Origin of the sequence: Pandoraea commovens (genome assembly GCF_902459615.1) — a bacterium.
Taxonomy (GTDB): Bacteria; Pseudomonadota; Gammaproteobacteria; order Burkholderiales; family Burkholderiaceae; genus Pandoraea; species Pandoraea commovens.
In genome coordinates this window covers 242,385-263,192 of sequence record NZ_CABPSA010000004.1, presented here as the reverse complement: position 1 = coordinate 263,192, position 20,808 = coordinate 242,385, and the positions used below count along the sequence as shown (strand labels likewise).

The 20,808-nt window shown below is 63.5% G+C and carries 16 protein-coding genes; 6 read left to right on the top strand and 10 right to left on the bottom strand.

What is annotated here, in order from left to right:
* Positions 1-5: 5 nt before the first annotated feature.
* The 6 genes from pyrG to PCO31010_RS14025 form a co-directional block, all read right to left on the bottom strand.
* Complete coding sequence (pyrG, locus tag PCO31010_RS14050) at positions 6-1,664, bottom strand: CTP synthase (protein ID WP_039399291.1); 1,659 nt, start codon at positions 1,662-1,664, stop codon at positions 6-8.
* 285 nt (positions 1,665-1,949) lie between these two features.
* Entirely contained in the window at positions 1,950-2,780 is an 831-nt protein-coding gene (locus tag PCO31010_RS14045) for an alpha/beta fold hydrolase (protein ID WP_150664812.1), read from the bottom strand.
* A 215-nt stretch (positions 2,781-2,995) separates the two neighbouring features.
* Positions 2,996-5,965, bottom strand: coding sequence for a DNA internalization-related competence protein ComEC/Rec2 (locus PCO31010_RS14040; RefSeq protein ID WP_150664811.1), 2,970 nt, complete (start codon positions 5,963-5,965; stop codon positions 2,996-2,998).
* 44 nt (positions 5,966-6,009) lie between these two features.
* Positions 6,010-6,867 carry a TatD family hydrolase gene (locus PCO31010_RS14035; protein WP_150664810.1) on the bottom strand — a complete coding sequence of 286 codons (858 nt, stop codon included), beginning with the start codon at positions 6,865-6,867 and terminating at the stop codon, positions 6,010-6,012.
* 206 nt (positions 6,868-7,073) lie between these two features.
* Positions 7,074-7,799 carry a lipoprotein-releasing ABC transporter ATP-binding protein LolD gene (gene lolD, locus PCO31010_RS14030; RefSeq protein WP_150664809.1) on the bottom strand — a complete coding sequence of 242 codons (726 nt, stop codon included), beginning with the start codon at positions 7,797-7,799 and terminating at the stop codon, positions 7,074-7,076.
* Positions 7,792-9,045, bottom strand: coding sequence for a lipoprotein-releasing ABC transporter permease subunit (locus tag PCO31010_RS14025; RefSeq protein ID WP_039399297.1), 1,254 nt, complete (start codon positions 9,043-9,045; stop codon positions 7,792-7,794). Before PCO31010_RS14025 ends, lolD begins: the two co-directional genes overlap by 8 nt.
* A gap of 182 nt (positions 9,046-9,227) precedes the next feature.
* On the opposite strand from PCO31010_RS14025, the gene PCO31010_RS14020 reads away from it, so the two are divergent.
* Both PCO31010_RS14020 and recJ read left to right on the top strand, forming a co-directional pair.
* Entirely contained in the window at positions 9,228-10,307 is a 1,080-nt protein-coding gene (locus tag PCO31010_RS14020; protein ID WP_150664808.1) for a regulator, read from the top strand.
* Positions 10,304-12,001, top strand: a complete 1,698-nt coding sequence (gene recJ, locus PCO31010_RS14015) for a single-stranded-DNA-specific exonuclease RecJ (protein WP_150664807.1) — start codon at positions 10,304-10,306, stop codon at positions 11,999-12,001. Before PCO31010_RS14020 ends, recJ begins: the two co-directional genes overlap by 4 nt.
* Here recJ and PCO31010_RS14010 read toward each other — a convergent pair.
* The 4 genes from PCO31010_RS14010 to PCO31010_RS13995 form a co-directional block, all read right to left on the bottom strand.
* Positions 11,979-12,560, bottom strand: a complete 582-nt coding sequence (locus tag PCO31010_RS14010) for a hypothetical protein (RefSeq protein WP_150664806.1) — start codon at positions 12,558-12,560, stop codon at positions 11,979-11,981. The two genes, recJ and PCO31010_RS14010, sit on opposite strands and share 23 nt — an antisense overlap.
* A gap of 31 nt (positions 12,561-12,591) precedes the next feature.
* Entirely contained in the window at positions 12,592-14,829 is a 2,238-nt protein-coding gene (locus PCO31010_RS14005) for a TonB-dependent siderophore receptor (RefSeq protein ID WP_150664805.1), read from the bottom strand.
* Between the two features lie 118 nt (positions 14,830-14,947).
* Positions 14,948-16,063, bottom strand: a complete 1,116-nt coding sequence (locus PCO31010_RS26965) for a helix-turn-helix transcriptional regulator (protein WP_246184606.1) — start codon at positions 16,061-16,063, stop codon at positions 14,948-14,950.
* A gap of 113 nt (positions 16,064-16,176) precedes the next feature.
* Positions 16,177-17,073, bottom strand: a complete 897-nt coding sequence (locus PCO31010_RS13995) for a LysR family transcriptional regulator (RefSeq protein ID WP_150664803.1) — start codon at positions 17,071-17,073, stop codon at positions 16,177-16,179.
* A gap of 233 nt (positions 17,074-17,306) precedes the next feature.
* On the opposite strand from PCO31010_RS13995, the gene PCO31010_RS13990 reads away from it, so the two are divergent.
* The 4 genes from PCO31010_RS13990 (at position 17,307) to lysS (ending at position 20,779) form a co-directional block, all read left to right on the top strand.
* Positions 17,307-17,528 carry a hypothetical protein gene (locus PCO31010_RS13990; protein WP_039399305.1) on the top strand — a complete coding sequence of 74 codons (222 nt, stop codon included), beginning with the start codon at positions 17,307-17,309 and terminating at the stop codon, positions 17,526-17,528.
* A 102-nt stretch (positions 17,529-17,630) separates the two neighbouring features.
* Positions 17,631-18,735, top strand: a protein-coding gene (prfB, locus tag PCO31010_RS13985; protein ID WP_174984733.1) for a peptide chain release factor 2 whose coding sequence is annotated in 2 segments (ribosomal slippage) — positions 17,631-17,702 and positions 17,704-18,735 — 1,104 coding nt in all. Because the reading frame shifts where the segments join, the coding sequence is not laid out codon by codon here.
* Between the two features lie 3 nt (positions 18,736-18,738).
* Entirely contained in the window at positions 18,739-19,218 is a 480-nt protein-coding gene (locus PCO31010_RS13980) for an Ivy family c-type lysozyme inhibitor (RefSeq protein ID WP_052252973.1), read from the top strand.
* A gap of 16 nt (positions 19,219-19,234) precedes the next feature.
* A complete protein-coding gene (gene lysS, locus PCO31010_RS13975) occupies positions 19,235-20,779 on the top strand; it encodes a lysine--tRNA ligase (RefSeq protein ID WP_150664801.1) in 1,545 nt (514 codons plus the stop codon).
* The last annotated feature ends 29 nt before the right edge of the window (positions 20,780-20,808 follow it).

Here is a 20,808-nt window from a genome sequence, read left to right as displayed (position 1 = left end):
GCGTCTTAGGCGGCCTTCTTGCGCGCTTGCTGACCAGCCAGCGCTGCTTCAACGTAAGCCTTGAAGAGCGGGTGACCATCGCGCGGCGTCGAGGTGAACTCGGGGTGGAACTGAACGCCCACGAACCACGGGTGCACCTGTTGCGGCAGCTCCATCATTTCCGGCAGATTCTCGGTCGGCGTGCGTGCCGAGATCACCAGACCGGCGGCTTCGAGCTGCGGGACGTAATGGTTGTTGACTTCGTAGCGGTGGCGGTGACGCTCGTTGACCGTCTCGCCATAAATGCGCGACGCAAGCGTCTCGGCCTTGACCGGCACACGTTGCGAGCCCAGGCGCATCGTGCCGCCCAGATCCGAATCTTCGGTACGCTGCTCGACCTTGCCATCGCGATCCTGCCACTCGGTAATGAGTGCAACGACCGGATGCGGCGTCGCCGGCTCGAATTCCGTGCTGTTTGCGTCGGCCAAATTGGCGACGTCACGCGCGAATTCGATCACGGCCAGCTGCATACCAAGGCAGATGCCCAGATACGGCACACGGTTTTCGCGAGCGTAACGGATTGCCTTGATCTTGCCTTCCGTACCACGACGGCCGAAACCGCCCGGCACGAGAATCGCGTCCAGATGCTTGAGCGCATCCGTGCCATCCTTCTCGATCTGCTCGGAATCGATGTACTCGATGTTCACGCGCGTTTCCGTGTGGATGGCGGCGTGACGCAGCGCTTCGATCAGCGACTTGTACGACTCGGTCAGATCGACGTACTTGCCGACCATGCCGATCGTGACATCGTGCTTGGGATTCTCGACGGCATGCACCAGACGCGTCCACATGGACAGGTCAGCCGGCTTGGCTTCGATCTTCAGCTCGTCGCAGATGATCTTGTCCATGCCCTGGTCGTGCAGCATTTGCGGAATCTTGTAAATCGTGTCGACGTCCCACACCGAAATCACGGCGTCTTGCGGGATGTTCGCGAACAGCGAAATCTTGGCGCACTCGTCTTCCGGAATCTGACGGTCCGCGCGGCACAGCAGCACGTCCGGCGAAATACCGATTTCGCGCAGCTTCTGCACACTGTGTTGCGTCGGCTTGGTCTTGAGTTCACCGGCCGTCGCGATGTACGGCACGAGCGTCAGGTGCACGAAGGCCACGCTGTTGCGGCCCAGGCGCAGGTTCATCTGACGTGCGGCTTCGAGGAACGGCAGCGACTCGATGTCACCGACCGTGCCGCCGATTTCGACGATGGCGACGTCGGGATGGCCGTCCCACGTCGAACGCGCACCGCGCTCGACGAAGGCCTGAATTTCATTGGTGATGTGCGGAATGACCTGAACGGTCTTGCCGAGGTACTCGCCACGGCGTTCCTTACGGATCACCGACTCGTAGATCTGGCCCGTCGTGAAGTTGTTCGCACGACGCATCTTCGCGCTGATGAAGCGCTCATAGTGCCCCAGATCGAGGTCGGTTTCTGCACCGTCCTCGGTCACAAACACCTCGCCGTGCTGGAACGGGCTCATCGTGCCCGGGTCGACGTTGATGTAGGGGTCAAGCTTGAGGAGGGTGACTTTGAGGCCACGCGATTCGAGAATCGCGGCCAGAGATGCGGCAGCAATTCCCTTACCAAGAGAGGAAACCACGCCGCCCGTGACAAAAACGAATTTGGTCATCGCAGTAATTGCTCGCGGGAAAGCCGGATTATACCCGAAACCCGCCCCGTCCTCGATGGCCTGCGCGGCAAATTTTGGCCTTGACAGGCACCCGGCGCGGCGTCCCGTCACGACCGGCGCGCTCCGGCACGAATCTCTGCGATCTCAGACCCCGCTCAGCACAAACGACTGCGGGTACCGACGGACAAGCGCATCGCCCCTTCGGTCTTCATCTGACTGAATCGCAAGACGCACCCCCACCTGGCGGACGGCATGTAACGTCGAGATGCCGGGTACGCCCGGCCTTCAGGCGGCCAGCGGACGGCGATGCTCGCCGCGCAATTCCGCGAGCATGTCGCTGATGGCAGCCGCTGTGTCCAGCGGACGCTCCATCGGGAAAAGATGGGTGCCGGGGACATAACGCAGATGCGTGCCGACAATCCTGCGCGTGGCCCCGATCCCGGCCTGACGCAATTCGCGAGACTCGGTCCCCGCGAGGAAGCCGACCGGCACCGGCACGCCTCGCATGGCGCGCACGGCGAGCAACGGCGGCAGCGTCAGATAGATCCGGTACTCGATCTCGCGCGCAAAGGCGAGACGCCGTGCCTCGCCCTCGCCCGTGGGCAACGTCCCGCAATCGATGTAATCGCGCAGCACGTCCGGATCCCAACTGGCGAACGCCGGTTTGCTTGCAAAATGCTGCCAGGCACTTTCCCAGTCCGGCCATTGGTCCCGACGCTTCTTGGTCACCCCTGCGGGCGACATTCGTTCGTAAAGTCCAGTCAGCATGCCAAGACGGAGCATCTGCGTGCGCCAGCCCGGCGTCACGATCGGCGAGTCCACCATCACGACACCACGCACGCACTGCGGGGCCTTGAGCGCCGCCATCAGACTCAGGAAACCACCAAGAGAATGCCCCACGAGCCAGACCGGCTCTCCCCGATACTGACGCACCAGCGTGTCGACCAGTTCGTTGCGAAGATACCGCCAGCCCGGCGTCACCGGATAACGCGGGTCATGCCCGATGCGATCGATCGCGCGCACGTCGTACTCGTCGGCCAGCGCACCGAGCATCTTGCGATAGACCCCGGCGGGAAAGCCGTTGCCGTGCGAAAAATGAATGATGTCTCTTGTCATGGAATTCGTTGTCTTGGCGAGCGTGCGTCATGCGCCATAGGACGGCGGCGCACGGTATCGCACGCTTGTGCATTCGGCACGAGGATCAGGCCGCATGACATTCGCCGGTCCATTTTAGCTAACCGCTGCTTGAGTACCCGTAGAGGTTTCCGTCGAATTGCCACGCGGCGTCATTCGCGCAAGCGCGCGCACAAAGTACAAGCCGCCAACGCTTTTCAGGACGAATCGGGCGACAACGCGTGCCAGTAACGCCGGAAACTCGCACGGTAAGCCTGGGCCGTCATGCCGTCCGGCGTACTTGAAAACCGAATCCCGCCGTGCGTCACGCTCTGCCAGATCGTCGCGCCCGCTGATCGATAGCGGGCGACCACGGCCGGTTTCGGATGCCCGAAGCGGTTGCGATACCCCGCTTGAAACACCACGTGGGCTGGCGATACCGCAGCCACGAACGCCGAGGTCGACGACGTCAGACTGCCGTGATGCGGGGCAAGCAGCACGTCCGAGCGCAGCGCCCGCCCATAGCGGGCCACCATCATGCGTTCCTGCAAGCTTTCCGCGTCGGCCGCGAGCAATGCGCTGTGCCGTCCGTTCGCAATTCGCAGCACACAGCTCACACTGTTCGGCCCCGCCCTCCCGCGCTGGCCATCACGCAACGCTGCCTTGTCCGGGTGCAGAAACCGGAATGTGACGCCCTCCCACTGCCACTGCTGCCCGGCAAGACAGGTGCGATGCGCGGCCGATGCGCGCCGAACCCGATGTTCATCGGGCAAGGACGACAGGACTTGCGCCTCTGGGTACGCTCGCAACACACTCAACGCCCCGCCAAAATGATCGTCATGTGCGTGGCTGACTACCATCCGATCGAGCCGCGCGATCCCCATCGAGCGTAAATATGGAACGATGACACGCCGCCCCGCATCGCTGCGCCGCCCCAACGGCGGGCCGCTGTCGAACAGCAGCGTTCGCGTCGCGGTTTCGACCAGCACGGCGTTGCCCTGACCGACATCGAGCATCGTCACACGAAACTCACCCACCGTCGGCCGTTGCGGGGATACCAGCGCCGCCGGTCCCATCAGCGCCACCCCGGCGAACCGTATGCCGAACATCCATCTCCTCGTCGCGGGAACCCATTGCGGCAACGGCACGAGACAAACCACTACACCGACAACGGATGCCATCTGCGCCCAAACCGGTGCGACCGGCGCTCGCCAGACCGCCCAGGGCATCGCCGCAAGCGTGCCCAGCCAGTCCGCCAGCCAGACGACCACCGTATGCGCAACACCGAGCGCCCAGTGCGCAAGACCGGAAGGCAACAACAGGCTTGCGAGCGCGAGCGGCGTCACGATCAGCGTCATCACCGGAATGGCGACGGCGTTCGCTAATGGCCCGAGCAATGGCACTGTGCCGAACCAAGCGAGCGTCAACGGGATCAGACCGATGGTGACCGCATACTGTGCGCGAGCAGCAGGTGCCAATCTGCGGCCTAAAGCGACGCCCCACCGCCCTATCCTTTCGACCGCTCGCCAACCGGCCGGAGCGCCGCCCGTTTCATCGTGCTTCAACGCACCCGCAGCAGGCAGCTCGCACGCCAGCCCCGCGACGACTGGCTCCAACCGTGTGGCGGCTCCGCGCGTTGCGTGGATGACGGCATCCTCCCCCCCCTGAGCATCCTCTCGGTGTCCCCTCGACGGCGAGTCCGTCCTGTCGCCCCGCCTCGCGGCTAACACGAGCGCCGCCACCGCACCGAACGACAGCCACAAACCGGGCGTGACAACGGCCCACGGATCCAGCGTAACGACAACCGCCAGTGCCCACGCCAACGCATAAGACGGCGCGGCGAACCGCCCCGTTAGCAACGCCAGCACAACGATGGCGACCATGCCGACGGCTCGCTGCACAGGCACACCCCAGCCCGCAATCGCGCCGTAAGCCACCGCTGCCAGCAACCCAGCGACAGCGGCCGCCTTCGGCGCTGGCCACCACAATGGCAAGCGTAATCGCGCAAATCCCGCCCGACGCCACAGCCCGCCAACCATCGCAGCCATCGCCCCGGCGACCAGCGAGACGTGCAACCCCGAGATCGCCAGCAAATGGCTCACGCCGGTGTCGGCAAACATTTGCCAGTCGTCATCCGCGATATCGCCGCGCTCTCCCAGCGCCAGCGCCATCAGCACGCCGCCATATCTCGCCGACGGGTCGAGGGCGGCCCGAAAATCGTCTCGTAACCGCTCACGCCATGCCGCGAATCCATACCCCGGCGACGGCCCCACATGCAGGCGACGCGGGCGAACTGCGATCGCTCGCGCACCTTTACCAATCGACGTCCGCACGTATCCTGATGCCCGAATGCCCCGAGTCAGCGCCAACAATTCGGCATCGAAGCCGTGCCAGTTTGCGAAGCCACGCGGCGCCTTGAGACGAACCGGCATTTGCCATCGCTCACCTGCGCGGGGCAACCGCCGCCGGGCCGCCGCCATCGCGCCCTGCGATGCCTCACCCGAGCCGACGCCGACGGCGCTGCGCGCCTCGCGTTTCCCACTGAAGGGCGGACGCATTGGCCAAACCAACTCGATGCGCTTCGGCACATGCACCGCACCGCATGCCGAGCCATCGCCGCCTATGTATCGCGTCGGCGAAAGCGATGCCCCTTCGCCATTGCCACACCCCGACGACACACCACAAGCATCGCACTCGCCGACGCGCACATCGCCCGTAGCAATGGCGTGCGCGCTTTCGACATCGAACACGAACCGCACACCGTCGCCCGTAGTTATGGGCAACCCCGCCACCACGCCGATCACCAGCACGTCCTGCCCCTCAAGCGCAGCGGGCAAGCTGTCCCCAAGCCGCAAGTCCGCCCGATAGGCCGCCCAGGCGTATCCTCCAACGCCTGCACTCAATGCGAACACCATCACCGCGAGCCATCGCGACCAGCCCTGGTTCGCAGACGCTCCGCCACAGAGCCGTCGATCATCACCCCCGGGACGGCAACGCCCGCTCGTCGCGCCCCACGGCTGTCCGTATGACCGTGCGCTCCCTGCCACCCAAATCACACGCAGCGCCCCCACAACGAATACACACGCGGCAACGCCGAGCGCCACCGCAAATCCTTGCCCAGTAGGCAGCACCGAGACTTGTTGCAGCCACCAGACACCCGCCACCCAGGCGAGCAGCACCATTCTCATGACGTCACCGCGTCATGTGTCGACAGTCGCGCGACGCCTCGGCGTCAGCGCGATTGCCCGGAAGTGTTGGGGGAAATCAGAGAGAAGTTCGCGGCAGGACCGTCACCCGGCGCCATCGCCATGGCACCGGACAAGCGCGGCAGCACGCGCCAGGCATTGGCGCACGTCGCCTGAGACAACATCTCAGGTGCGACGCCGCGTAGCTCCGCCAGCACCTGCGCGATGCGCGGCAATTCCACGGGGCTATTACGCTGCTTGTAGCGCCACTCCGGCGCAATATCGGGCGCATCTGTCTCCAGCACGATGGCGTCCAGCGGCATATCCACGGCCAGACGACGAATCTGCAAAGCGCGATCAAACGTCATCTGCCCGCCGAACCCAAGGCAAAAGCCGCGCTCGACGAACATGTCCGCCTGCTGCCGACTGCCATTGAATGCGTGCGCGATGCCGCCACGGGGCGTGAAGATCCGAAGCTGTTTGAGCAGGGCGTCCTGGGAGCGACGCACATGAAGAATGACCGGCAGATCGAAATCGCGCGCGATCTTTAATTGCTCAACGTAGAAGAACTGCTGACGCTCGGGGTCGAGCGTCCTGACGAAGAAATCCAGCCCGATCTCGCCAATGCCGACGAAGCGCGGATCCCCCATGGCGAGCTCAACCGCGCGGCGCAGCGTCGCGATGTCCTCGTCGCGTGCACGCGGCGTGTAGAGCGGATGAATGCCCAACGCATACGCGCCGCCCGGGATAGCGCGGGCGGCAGCACGCGCCGCGTCGAACGTCACGCATTCGACCGCAGGCACGACAAGCCCGACCACCCCCGCAGCGACGGCGTCGGTAATCACGGTGGTGCGGTCGGCATCAAACTCGGCCGCATCGAGATGGCAATGGGTATCGATCCACATGGTCAGGTGTCCTTAAGCGTCAATTCTACGGGTCGATGACAAGGCTCGCACGTCGTCGTTGTCGTGACCATCGGACAACACCGCATCATGGTCTAGGACGTTGCCGAAAAACGCGTTCGCGCGACGTCCCGAAAATGCAAAACGCCGGGGAAATCCCCGGCGCTTTTCTGTCTGCTATCACGAGCAACAGCCAGCCTTGCACGACCTTACGCGGACTCCAGAATCCCTTCGCGAAGGCGCAATGCACGGTCGCAACGACGTGCCAGATCGATATCGTGCGTGACGATCACGAAGCTGGTCCTGAGCGTCTCCGACAACTCCAGCATGAGCTCGAACACGGTCTCGGCCGTGTGCCCGTCGAGGTTACCGGTCGGCTCGTCAGCCAGCACGCATGCGGGTTGCGTGACCAGCGCCCGCGCCATCGCCACTCGCTGACGCTCCCCCCCCGACAGCTCGGACGGACGATGCTTCATCCGCGAACCCAGACCGACGCGCTCGAGCATCGCCTGCGCTGCGGCCCGTGCCTGCTCGGTCGGCAGACGGCGGATGCGCAGCGGCATGGCCACGTTATCCAGCGCGGAGAACTCGGCCAGCAAATGGTGAAACTGATAGACGAAGCCGAGCGACTGATTGCGCTGCGCCGTCTTGTCGCGCTCACGCAGCGACGAAAACGGCTTGCCGAGCAATGACACCTCGCCGCGCGAAGGATCGTCGAGTCCGCCCAGCACATGAAGCAAAGTACTCTTGCCTGAGCCCGACGCCCCGACGATCGCCACCTTCTCACCCGGCGCAACGTCAAGACTCGCCCCGTTGAGCACCGTCACGTTCAACTGCCCCTGCTTGAACGTCTTGTGCAGATCGCGAGCCCGCAACACAGGGCCGTCGTAGGCCAGATTCGGCACCGGGGCCATCGATTGATTTGCGTTACTCATAGCGCAGGGCCTCCGCCGGTTTGACGCGCGAGGCACGCCAGCTCGGATAGATCGTCGCAAGCGCCGAGAGGATGAAGGAGATCACCCCGATACGGATCACGTCGGACGATTGCAGATCCGAGGGCAATTCGGAAATGAAGTAAATGTCTTGCGGCAGGAAGTGAATCCCCAGCAAACGCTCGATGAACGGCACGATCGTCCCGATATTCACCGAAATCAGACAACCGAGGCCGACACCGAGCAACGCCCCGGCAAAGCCGATCGTCACGCCCTGCACGATGAAGATCTTCATGATCGAGCCGGGCTGCGCACCCAGCGTTCGCAGAATGGCGATGTCCGCATACTTGTCGGTCACCGTCATTACCAGCGAGGACACCAGGTTGAACGCAGCGACCGCGATGATGAGCGTCAGGATGATGAACATCATGCGCTTTTCGGTCTGCACCGCCACGAACCAGTTCTTGTTCTGCTGGGTCCAGTCGCGCACCCACATGTTGCCGGAGAGGGTCTTGGCCAGTTCGCGCGCCACGAGCGGCGCCTGTTCCATATCTTGAATTTTCAGACGCACACCCGTCGGGCCGTCGAGTCTGAATAGCGTTTCCGCGTCATGCAGGTCGATCAGCGCCAGCGAACTGTCATATTCGTAATGCCCGGCCGTGAAGATCGCGACCACGGTGAACTGCTTCACGCGCGGTAACACGCCTGCGGGCGTGATCGTTCCCTGAGGGGCTACCAGCGTGATCTTGTCGCCGATACTCACGCCCAGCGCCCGCGCCAGCTCTCGTCCGAGTACGATGCCGAAGCTGCCCGGCGTCAGGTTATTCAGGGTGCCGTCCGTAATCTGCTTACCGAGGTCGGAGACCTTCGCTTCCTCACTCGGGACGATGCCGCGCAGCACCACGCCGCGCACGTTGTCGTCGCGTGTCAGCATGGCCTGCTCGCCCACATAAGGCGCAGCCGCAATAACGTTCTTGTTTTGCAGCGCCTCGGCGGCCGTACGCTGCCAGTCCGGCAGGTTGCCGTCGACCGCGAAGACCTCGATGTGCGCCAGCACGGAGAGCATGCGGTCCCGAACTTCCTTCTGAAAGCCGTTCATCACCGAGAGCACCACAATGAGCGCTGCCACGCCCAGCGCAATGCCGGCCATGGAGATGAAAGAGATGAAGGAAATGAAACCGTTGCCGGATGATCGCTTGCCGGTGCGCGTATAGCGCCAGCCGATCTGCCATTCGTATGGGAATTTCAAACGGATTCCTGATTCTTGATAAGGATCGATCGGAGCGTACCGGCGCCGGTTTGCACCCGCGCGGGCCCAGTACCCAAACTCCGCCCCCGGCCCCTGCCCGGCGCGGTGAATGGTACGTTCCGTACCTGACGTCAGGGTCACCCAACTGCCAGCGCGAAGTTTGCCATACAATTCGCCTCGACATGGATACACCTGCCCTGCACTTTCTCTTGCCGTTCGCGCTCCCCGCGTCGGCCCATTTGCCCGCACTGCTGGCCGAATTGGAGTTGCCCGCGCTCGAAAAGTTGCTCGCGCGCGGCGTTCAGTCGGCGCAGGACGTGCCGGAAGACCCATTTGTCCCCACGCTGCCGCACGAACGCTGGCTCGCCGATGCTTTCGGGCTGCCCGGCGGCCCTGCGCGCGCGCCGCTCGCGCCGTTCATGCTGTTTGACGACAGCGGCGCACTCGACACCCGGTTCTGGTACTGCGCGCAACCCGCCCATATCCACATCGCCACCGACCATCTCGTGCTGACGGACCCGGCCGAACTGGAATTGAGCGCGGAGGAATCTGCCGCCCTTTTCGCGACCGCACACGCGCTGTTCGCCGAAGAAGGCGGCGAGTTGATCGCACCGCGCCCCGACCGGTGGTATCTGAGTGCCCCCGCGCTGGGCGACCTTCTCACGGCGTCGCCTGCGCGCGCCGCCGGGCGTAACGTCGACATCTGGTTGCCTCAGGGCAAGGCCGAACTGACGTGGCGCAAGTGGCAAAACGAAGTGCAGATGGCCTGGTACGACCATCCGGCCAATCAGGCCCGCGAAGCGCGTGGCTTGCCGCCTGTGAACGCGATCTGGCTGTTCGGTGGCGGTCAGCGCATTGCCGCGCCCCGCATGAATCGTCCGTGTGTCACGGTCTTGGCCGACGCCCCCGCCACGCGCGGACTGGCGAACCATATGCAGATCGCGCTGCACCCCACGTCAGCAGGTATCGACGCCGCCGACGGCCGCACACTGGTGCAGATCGACACTCTGACATCGTATTTCCTGGTGGAAGACTGGGCACGCTGGCGCGACGCCCTCGTGGACCTCGACCGTCGCTGGCTGGCGCCGGCGTTGGAGCGCCTGCAAAAAGGGCAAGCGCGTGAAGTCGCGCTCACGCTGTGTGGTGACAGCCACTCCGTGACCCTTCGCGCTCGTAGCGGCGACCTGCGCAAGTTCTGGCGTCGCCAGGGCCTCACCGCACGCATGGTGCCGCTGGCCCGGCTGGGTGAGGAAGTGGCATGACCGACATCGTCACCCGTCTCGTCGACGAGACAACCGCCGACACTCTCTCGCGTGACGGCGTCCACCCCGTGCTGGCGCGCCTGTTCGCCTCGCGTGGCGTAGTCGAAAGCACGGAGACTGAGACCGCCCTCGCACGCCTGATTCCGCCCACGCAGCTCAAGGGGGCGCAAGAGGCGGCCGCATTCCTCGCAGACGCCATCGCCGCTGGCAAGCGCATGCTCGTTGTGGCCGATTATGACTGCGATGGGGCGACGGCTTGCGCCGTAGCCGTACGCGGGCTGCGCATGTTTGGCGCGAACGTCGAGTATCTGGTGCCGAACCGCTTCGAATACGGTTACGGACTCACACCGGAAATCGTGACGCTCGCCGCACGCGGCAAACAAGGTCCGCCGGATGTTCTGATTACCGTCGACAATGGCATCGCCAGCCTCGACGGGGTGGCCGCCGCACAACTGCTTGGCATCGAAGTCGTGGTCACCGACCACCACTTGCCCGGCAGCGAACTGCCCAACGCACGCTGCATCGTCAACCCGAATCAGCCGGGCTGCGAGTTCCCCAGCAAGAATCTGGCGGGCGTCGGCGTGATGTTTTACGTACTGCTGGCGTTGCGCGCCGAGTTACGGGGACGCGGCGCTTTCGACACGCGCGAACAACCGCGGCTGGATACGTTACTGGACCTCGTCGCGCTGGGCACCGTCGCCGACGTGGTCAAGCTCGACACCAATAACCGCATTCTGGTGGCACAGGGCCTGTCGCGTATGCGCGCCGGGCGGATGCACCCCGGCATCAACGCCCTCTTTCGCGCGGCCGCCCGCAATGCACGGCAGGCCGGGAGTTTCGATCTAGGCTTCGGTCTGGGCCCTCGTCTGAACGCCGCCGGACGCCTCGCGGATATGTCGCTCGGTATCGAATGTCTGCTGACGGACGACGACGCCCGCGCCTGGACCCTCGCGCAAGAACTCGACGCGATGAATCGCGAGCGTCGCGAAATCGAAGCGGGCATGCAACAAGAAGCGCTGGCCGATCTGGCGCGTTTCGATCCACGCGCCGCGACTACGCTCTGCGCGTTTAACGAGACGTGGCATCAGGGCGTGATCGGCATCGTGGCAGCCCGCCTCAAAGAGAAGTTCTACCGTCCGACCATCGTATTTGCGCCGGGGGATGACGGCCAGATCAAAGGGTCCGGACGCTCGATCCCCGGCTTCCACTTGCGTGACGCGCTCGACCTCGTCACCAAACGCGAGCCTGGTCTGATCGGCAAGTTCGGCGGTCACGCGATGGCCGCCGGTCTTACGATCGCAGCCGACGCGCTGCCGCGCTTTCAGGCCGCGTTCGAAGCTGTCGGACAGGAATGGCTCGACGAGAAGACGCTCTCCCGCGTCATCGAAACCGACGGCGACATCGGTGACGATTGCTTCGTCCCGCCCTTCGTCGCCATGCTCGACGCGCAAGTCTGGGGACAGGGCTTTCCGCCGCCCGTATTCTCCGGCGAGTTCGACGTACTCTCGCAGGCCATCCTGAAAGACAAGCACCTGAAGCTGCAACTCGGACGGGGCCGCATGCGCTTCAACGCAATCTGGTTCAATCACGCCGACACGCTGCCAAGCCGCGCGCAATTCGCGTATCGCTTAGCTGCGGACACCTTTAATGGCGTATCGCGTGTGCAGATGATCATCGAGCACGCTCAGGGCTGAACACCAGCTTCGCCGAGACGTGTTTCGGCCCCATCACACGCTGGCCTGTCAGCACGATCGTGCGCATGGCCTCAGCCCAACCCTGCATCGACGCAAGCGCCACCTCGGCATGAACGACACTCGTTCCCGCCGAGCTGGCGCGCTGCGGGGCCTTGCCCGCTGGCCATGCGCGACGCAACTCGTCATCGACCGTCGTGTCGTGGAATCCGCCACTCATCGTCACATCGAACGCCAGCGTGTCGTTCGCCTTGCCTGTGCAATAGGCCATCCCCGTCACCCCGAATCGATGCTCGCCCTCGGCGATCAGACCGGTGACCTGAAACAGCCGCGACGGCGCGCCCTCGCGTGACGTCAGCACCAGCTCGATAGGCAACGCCCCCTCCCCCTCCAGTTGGTACGTCCCCCGCAACACGGTGTTTGCGGATGTCTGATGGCACACGTTCTGCACCGCAACCTGCGCTGCCGGTGTGGGCACCTGTGCCGACGCCGTCGGCAAGCCGATCAGCCCCGCACCCGCAGCGAGCGTAGCCGCCCAGGTCAAATTGCGGAGAGTGCGCATCGGGGTTGTCGAGTGACTCATGAAATGCCCCTTAGTAGTCGGCGCGCACGGTCAACATGACGCTGCGCGGGGTGCCGTAATGGTTGTTCCAGCTCGTGTTCGAGAGGCTCTGGTAGTAGCGGCGATCAAATACGTTGCTCACGTTCAGTGCCGCCGAAAGATGTTTGTTGTATCGGTAGCCTGCGCGCAGATTCACGGTGGCATAGCCGCCCTGACGCAGACGAATGCCGTTGGACGTGGCCGACGTCTCGCTCTGCACATCGACGCCGCCCCCCACGCTCCATCGACGGCCGTCGAACGGCAGGTCGTAGTTCGTCCACAAACGGAACAGGTGACGCGGTGCGAAGTCGGCGAACGACTGGCCTTGCGAGGTGGCGTCGGTCAGATATTTCGTCGTGTTGAAGGTGTAGCCTGCGAATACGTTCCATGCGTCCGTGATCTGGCCGTTCGCCTGCATCTCGACACCCTGACTCTGCACCTCGCCGGACGCGATGTAGCGACACGTCGTGCCTACGCAAGGAACGCTGGGGTCCGTCTGTGCACGGTTCTTCTGACGAATGCGGAAAACGGCGAGCGAGACGTCCATCGCGCCATCGAACAGTTGGCCCTTGACCCCCGCCTCGTAGCTCGCGCCGGTGATTGGCTTGAGCAGGTTGTTGCCTGCATCGAGCACGGTCTGTGGCTGGAAGATATCGGCGTAGCTTGCGTAGAGAGACCACGTGTCGTTCAGGTCGAACACCACGCCACCGTACGGTGTCGCCTTCGCGCCTGTGCGGTAACTGCTTGCTGGCGCGTGCTGATCCCACCACGAAACGCGTGCGCCCAGCACAAGCGTGAGCGGCTGTGCAAGACGGATGCGCCCCATCGCATAGGCACCGTTTTGAACGGTGCGCGTGGGCGTCACGTTGGAGAACGGCCCCGTGGCGGGTTCGGCAACGCTGTTGGGGTCCCATCGGAAGATGTTGACGGGCCTGCCGTTGATCGACGGGACCAACGCCGCGCTACGTTGCTGCGTTGTCGCCTCCAACCGTTGCAAGCCGAACAACAGATGATGCTCGCGTCCCAGCAGCCGGACGGGTCCGTCGACCTGGAGATCCACGCCCGTCTGCGTGTTGTCGAACCGGTAGGCCGCCCCGGTCAGTTGACTACCCGCCCCGGACGCCGGGTTGATCGCCCCGAACGCCACGCCGTACTTCAGGTCACCACCGGCATCGAGATAGTTCGCGGAAAGCTTCGCTGCCCACCCGCTCCCGAGTTGTTGCTCCAAGGTGCCGAATACGCGCGTCTCGGACCAGTCGAAGGTGTCCCACGACGAGCCAAGAAACGTGGCGCGCGGCAGTTGGAGATCGCCGCCAGAGGTCGAGAACGGCACCCCCGCAAGGTTCGGTGTCGACGTCGTACGTTGATACTGAACCCCGACACGCAGCAACGTAGTCGACGACAGATCGGCTTCCGTTACGCCATAAACGGTCGTCGCATGCTGACGGCCAACGTCGTAGTACATGCGTTGCCGGTCATCGGACACCGCAACGCGCGCGCGAAGCGATCCGCTCGCATTCAACGGCCCGCCGATGTCCGCTTCCTCGCGATAGCGATCCCAACTGCCGAGCGTCACGGCGGCCGAGGCCGCGAATGTCTTGCCGGGCCGCTTGTGCACAAGGTTGACCAACCCGCCCGGGTTGCCCGTGCCATGAAACAGGCCGGTGGAACCGCGAATGATCTCCACGCGCTCGTAGGGGGTCATGTCCTGTGGACCTGCCGCCGTGTTGGCCATGAGTACGGGGACACTGTCCTGCTCGAACGCGTCGAGTTTGAAGCCGCGCGAATAGTAGGCGGTCGTCAGCAGGACATAAGGCTGAACGGTAATGCCGGGCACCTTTTGCAGTACGTCCTCAACGGTGTGCGCCCCCTGCTGCGAAATGAGCTTTTCGTCGACGACGGTCACTGTCTGCGGAATGTCGCGCACCGACGGCGCAACACGCCCTAGCAACGAGCCTTGCGTAGCCGCAGCGCGCCCATCTCGCTCGGCGGTGTCAGTGACTTGCGTCACCGGCAGCACAGCGGCGTCGCGCGCCCCTTGATCGGACGTTTGCGCCACGGGTGGCGACGCAGCAGACGCCACTTGCGCATACGCAGGTGCCGCCCCTGCCGCCACGACAAACGCCGCGACCGCCACGGCGCGCCTTACCCCGGGCGCCACCGTTAAAAACGTAGTTGACGGGTATTGCGCCTCATCGGCGCTGAAACGATTTGTTTTTTTGGAAGACATCGGCTACACACCAACGAGACTGAAATTCAATCTCGTTATCGTGCCGACGACCGCATTACGTCACTCGCGTTTGCATCACCAACGGTGCCGATGGCATCACAAAGTGACGCGAGCGTCCTTAGTCGCGCAGCATTGCGGTTTCGCGCGTCAGGGTGTTGGGCAACATGCCGAAACGCGCACGAAAGACCTTGGCGAAGTGCGAGTCCGTGTAGCCGCATTGCCACGCGGCTTCGCTCACACTGATGCGCCGCGCGCTGAGCAATTCAAACGCTGTCGCAAGCCGACGCTCACGTACGTAGCCATGCACCGTCGTGCCGAACTGCTGACGAAAACCCGCACACAACTTATTGACGTTGATCCCCACTTCGCGAGCTAGCAAGGGCAGCGATGGTGGCGCTTGGAGGCGATCGTTGAGGACGTCGCGGGCCGCGAACACGGCACGACGCGTGACCCGATCACGAGGGGATTCAATGTCCTGCGACATGGGCTGCGACGCGAAACGCGTGACGCAAGGTGCGGTGGAAGGGATCGGTACGCTCAATGCGTTGAACGCATTCGGCGTATTCGAAATACCTGGCATTCGCGGGGTATCGGGCGCGCCCGACGCACCCGACGCACCCGACGCACCCGACGCACCCGACGCACCCGACGTATAGGCAGCACATCGCGCCAACGCCTCAAACGTCTGTCCGATCAGCGCAAGACGTTGCCAGCACGTGTCGTTATCGCTGCCGTCTGCTTGCAGCGACGTCATCGTGCTGGCCCAACGCCATTCCTCTGCACTCATCGCACGCGTTAACACGGCGCTCGTCCCACACCAGTCGCCGTGCACGCTGCCGATGTCCGACGCGTTAGCGGACAGCCCCGCGCCGCTCGCGGCGCTCTCGCGCCAGCCTCGCGTAAGCGCATGTGCATCCAGTCCACAGGCTGCGATGAGATAGCGCTCGGAGAGCCGCAGGCTGAAGTAGCGCAATGCGCTCGATTCGCCGTAGACGTTATCGATGTCGAGCGGCGAGTCGCCAAAGCAAACATTGACGCTCCCCGCCCCCGCAGCGAGTAACGGCGTGCCACCGGCGGCCCACTGCAATGCGCCGTCGAGCAAGAACACGATCTTGATATCTCCGCCCGCCAGCGACTCTCGCACCGAAGCACCTGCCTGCGCCTGCTGTATGCCACGCACCAGCGACAACCCGTCGAGATCGACGGCATGCCGCCACGGCTGAGAAGTGACCATCTGCGAAATGCCCAAATCAAACGTTAATGAGACACATTATCATTTGAGCATTCACTTTGCGCAATTGGGGTGACCGCGCTTCCCGTATCGCGAGAAGTCGCAAGGTGATGTATTTACGCGGGCTGCGCCTCAGCGACGTACTCACGCATCACACGCAGGAACGCTTCGCGTGCCGGATGCACCTCGACGCCTCGATGGCGAACGAAGAAGTTCGGCACCGCCGCGAGATCTTCCATCGCATGACCGACGATGTTCGCCTCCTGACGATAACGCAGGTAAATCCCGCGAGGCACCAGCGAATAGCCGACACCCGCGCCGACACAAGCCACGATGGTTGCGTAGCTGCCATAGCTCAGGATGCGTCCCGGCGTGACCGCATTCGCGGCGAGCCACTGCTCCATCGTGCCGCGATACGGGCACCCCTGCGGCCACATGAGCAACGTAGCGCCCGAGAGATCGGCCGCTTCGTGAACCTGCCCTGCGCGCGCGGGCGCGACCAGCACGATCGGCTCCCGGTAGATCTCGTCGGCCACAACCGACATCTGCGCCTGCGCTTCCAGACACGCAGTGCCCGCGATCAGCGCAGCGTCGACGCGGCCGTGCTGAATTTCGTCAAGCAGATTCAGCGACGTGTCCGTCACGAGATTCAGGCGCACTTTCGGATACGCCGCATGGAAGCGCGCGAGCACGGCTGGCAGTCGCGAAGTGGCGGACGATTCGATCGCACCCAGCGAGAAGTCGCCGGACGGCTCGTTTGCCGGATTGAGCGCAGCGCTCGCCTCGCGCGATAACGCCAGAATCCGGTCGGCGTAACCAAGCAGCGTACGTCCGCTTGGCGTCAGTTGCAGGCGGCGTCCCTGACGATGGAAGAGCTTCACGCCCACCGTGTGTTCGAGCGAGCGGATGCGGGCCGTCACGTTCGACTGCACACAGTGCAACGCTTCGGCGGCCCCCAGCACGCTACCTTCGTCGACGATGGCCTTGAAGGTCTGAAGTTGCAGAAAGTCCATGAGGAAGCTCCGGGAGCAGGAAGCAGGTGGAAATCAGGCAGACAGGCATTCACACGATGTCGAATGTTAAGCGAGTCGCGATGCCACTTCAATAATAGTGAACAAAATCAGCTAAACAATTCACTTTTTTAGCGCATGGGAAAGGAATAAGCTTCGGGTTATCCCTAATGCGACGTCTGCCATGACATCCCGTCTCCGGCCAGCACACCGCGCCCTGTGAAGGAAATCACATCATGTACCGCCCTCTGTCCGCCGCAGCCAATCTGAACGCCACCGCACCGGTCGTTGCTGCGCCGGTCACGCCACTCGGCCTGTTCTTCCGCGCCGTCGATCAATGGCGTCTGCACTACGAGCAGAAACTCCAGGTCGAAGCGCTCGCCACGTTCGACGATACGTCGCTCGCGGATGTCGGTTACGCCCGCGATGCGTTCGGTCTGCGTCAGACGTCGCGCTGAAGCACTGTCCGAAAGTCGTTAAAAGCCCCCGAAAAATGGGGGAAACGTGGGCTTCGCTGCGTTATAATTCCGGTTTTCCCGAATTTGCAAACGCCCTAGCTCATGGAAGCCGAACGCCTCAACGCCCTCGAATCCCTGCTCGCCGACCTGCGCACCCGCGTTGGCGAGCTCAGGGGGTATCTTTGACTTCGATGTCAAGCAAGCTCGCCTGACGGAAGTCAACAAGGAACTCGAAGATCCCAACATCTGGAACGATTCCAAGCGCGCCCAGGCACTGGGCAAGGAAAAGAAGGCGCTCGACAGCGTGGTCACCAACCTGACCGAGCTCGACACCGGCCTTTCCGACACGCAGGAATTGTTCGACATGGCCCGCGACGAGGGCGATGAAGACTCGCTCCTGGCGCTCGAAAGCGACACGCAGGGTCTCGCCGCACGCGTGGGTGACATGGAGTTCCGCCGGATGTTCAACAACCCGGCCGACCCGAACAACTGCTTCATCGACATCCAGGCCGGCGCTGGCGGCACCGAAGCCAACGACTGGGCCGGCATGCTGCTGCGCCAATACCTCCGCTACTGCGAACGCAAGGGCTTCAAGGCCGAAGTGCTCGAAGTGTCGGACGGTGACGTCGCTGGCATCAAAAGCGCCTCCATCAAGGTCACAGGCGACTACGCCTACGGCTATCTGCGTACCGAGACCGGCGTCCACCGTCTGGTGCGCAAATCGCCGTTCGATTCGTCGGGCGGCCGTCACACCTCGTTTGCCAGCCTGTTCGTCTATCCGGAAGTAGATGACTCGATCGAAATCGACATCAATCCGGCCGACGTGCGTACCGACACGTATCGTGCTTCGGGCGCGGGTGGTCAGCACATCAACAAGACCGACTCCGCCGTGCGTCTGACGCACACGCCGACGGGCATCGTCGTTGCCTGCCAGAACGACCGTTCGCAGCACCGCAACCGCGCCGAAGCGTGGGACATGCTCCGCTCGCGTCTGTTCGAACACGAAATGCGCAAGCGCCGTGCCGAGCAGGACAAGCTCGAATCGAGCAAGACCGATGTGGGTTGGGGTCACCAGATTCGCTCGTACGTGCTCGACCAGTCGCGTGTGAAGGACTTGCGTACCAGCGTGGAAACCGGCAACACCGGCAAGGTGCTCGACGGCGACCTGGACGACTTCATCTCGGCGAGCCTCAAGCAGGGAGTGTAAGGAATGGCGTTTGTCCGCACGCTAGCCGTGTGGGTGGTGAGTGCGCTGTGTCTGCAGCGCGCCGCCGTGGCTGCCCCGGCGAGTACGCCGGGTGCACCGGGTGCGAGTCCCGAGACGGGACCGTATCTGCACGAACTGCTCAAGCGCCCGGATTTCTCGGGCGCTTATGCACGCATCGTTGCACCGCGCAATGTGCCCGCGTGGGTGCGTCAGGGGGGAACCTCGACGCCGTCGCAACGGGTGAGCGTCGCCGGCAAGCCCTGGTTGCTGGTGCAGAGCTGCAAGCCGCACGACTGCCCTAGCGAGTACGTCCACATTTTGTATGAGCCGCGTTCGCAATCGATCGCGGCGCTGTTTGTGCGGGACCCGAGTGCTGCGGCCAATGCCAGCCCGCATCAGGATCGCACCGAACTGATCTGGCTGGGCGCGCCCGATGGCTCGCTCAAGAATGCGCTGCTCCACACGCTGCGTTTTACCGAATAACTTCATCGTTCGCATCATGACCGATCAAAACACTCCGGCCGACTCGGCCAATCAGGTCAACGACCTGCCGCAGGACGACAACAAGCTCATCGCCGAGCGTCGCGAGAAGCTGACGGCGATCCGCGCGGGCGGCATCGCGTTCCCGAACGACTTCCGTCCCGAACAGCACGCTGGCGATCTGCAAGCCCGCTATCAGGGCGTGGAGAACGAAGCGCTTGAAGCCGAGCCCGTCGCCGTGTCGGTGGCCGGTCGCATGATGCTCAAACGCGTGATGGGCAAGGCCGCTTTCGCCACCGTGCAGGATGGCAGCGGTCAGATCCAGTTCTTCATCGGACGCGACGACGTCGGTGCCGATTCGATGACCTCCTTCAAGGGCTGGGACATCGGTGACATCATCGCAGCAACCGGTACGCTGTTCCGCACCCGCACCGGCGAACTGTCGGTCAAGGTCAAGGAACTGCGGCTGCTCGCCAAGGCGCTGCGCCCCCTGCCGGACAAGTTCCACGGTCTGGCCGATCAGGAAACGAAGTACCGTCAACGCTACGTCGATCTGATCACGTCGCCGGAAACGCGCAACACCTTCCGCGCTCGCGCGAAGGCCATCGCATCGATGCGTCAGTACATGACGAACGCCGACTTCATGGAAGTCGAAACGCCGATGCTGCACCCGATCCCGGGCGGCGCGGCGGCCAAGCCGTTCATCACGCATCACAATGCGCTCGACATGCAGATGTATCTGCGTATCGCGCCTGAGCTGTATTTGAAGCGCCTGATCGTTGGCGGCTTCGAGCGTGTGTTCGAAATCAACCGTAACTTCCGTAATGAAGGCGTGTCGCCGCGTCACAATCCGGAATTCACGATGATGGAGTTCTACGCAGCCTATACGGATTACCGCTGGCTGATGGACTTCACCGAAGCGCTGATCCGCCAGGCGGCGACCGACGCGCGCGGCACCGCGACCATCGAATATCAGGGCCGCGAACTCGACCTGTCCAAGCCGTTCCATCGCCTGACGATCGTCGAAGCGATCCGCAAGTACGCGCCGGAGTACACCGACGCGCAACTCGCCGATATCGATTTCGTGCGCGGCGCGCTGGGCAAGTACGGCGTGAAGGTCGATGCCCCGCAGTTCAAGAACGCAGGCCTCGGCGCGCTGCAACTGGCGCTGTTCGAAGAGACCGCTGAAAGCCAACTGTGGGAACCGACGTTCATCGTCGATTACCCGGTGGAAGTTTCGCCACTGGCGCGCGCCTCGGACACGCTGCCGGGTATCACCGAGCGCTTCGAACTGTTCATCACGGGCCGTGAAATCGCGAACGGTTTCTCGGAGCTGAACGATCCGGAAGATCAGGCCGCGCGCTTCCGTGCGCAGGTCGAGCAGAAGGACGCAGGCGACGAAGAAGCCATGTACTACGATGCCGACTACATTCGCGCACTCGAGTACGGCATGCCCCCGACGGGCGGCTGCGGCATCGGCATCGATCGTCTGATCATGCTGCTCACCGACAGCCCGAACATTCGCGACGTGCTGCTGTTCCCGCACCTGCGCCGCGAAGACTGATCGGGACGGACAGTCGGCGCAGGATCTCG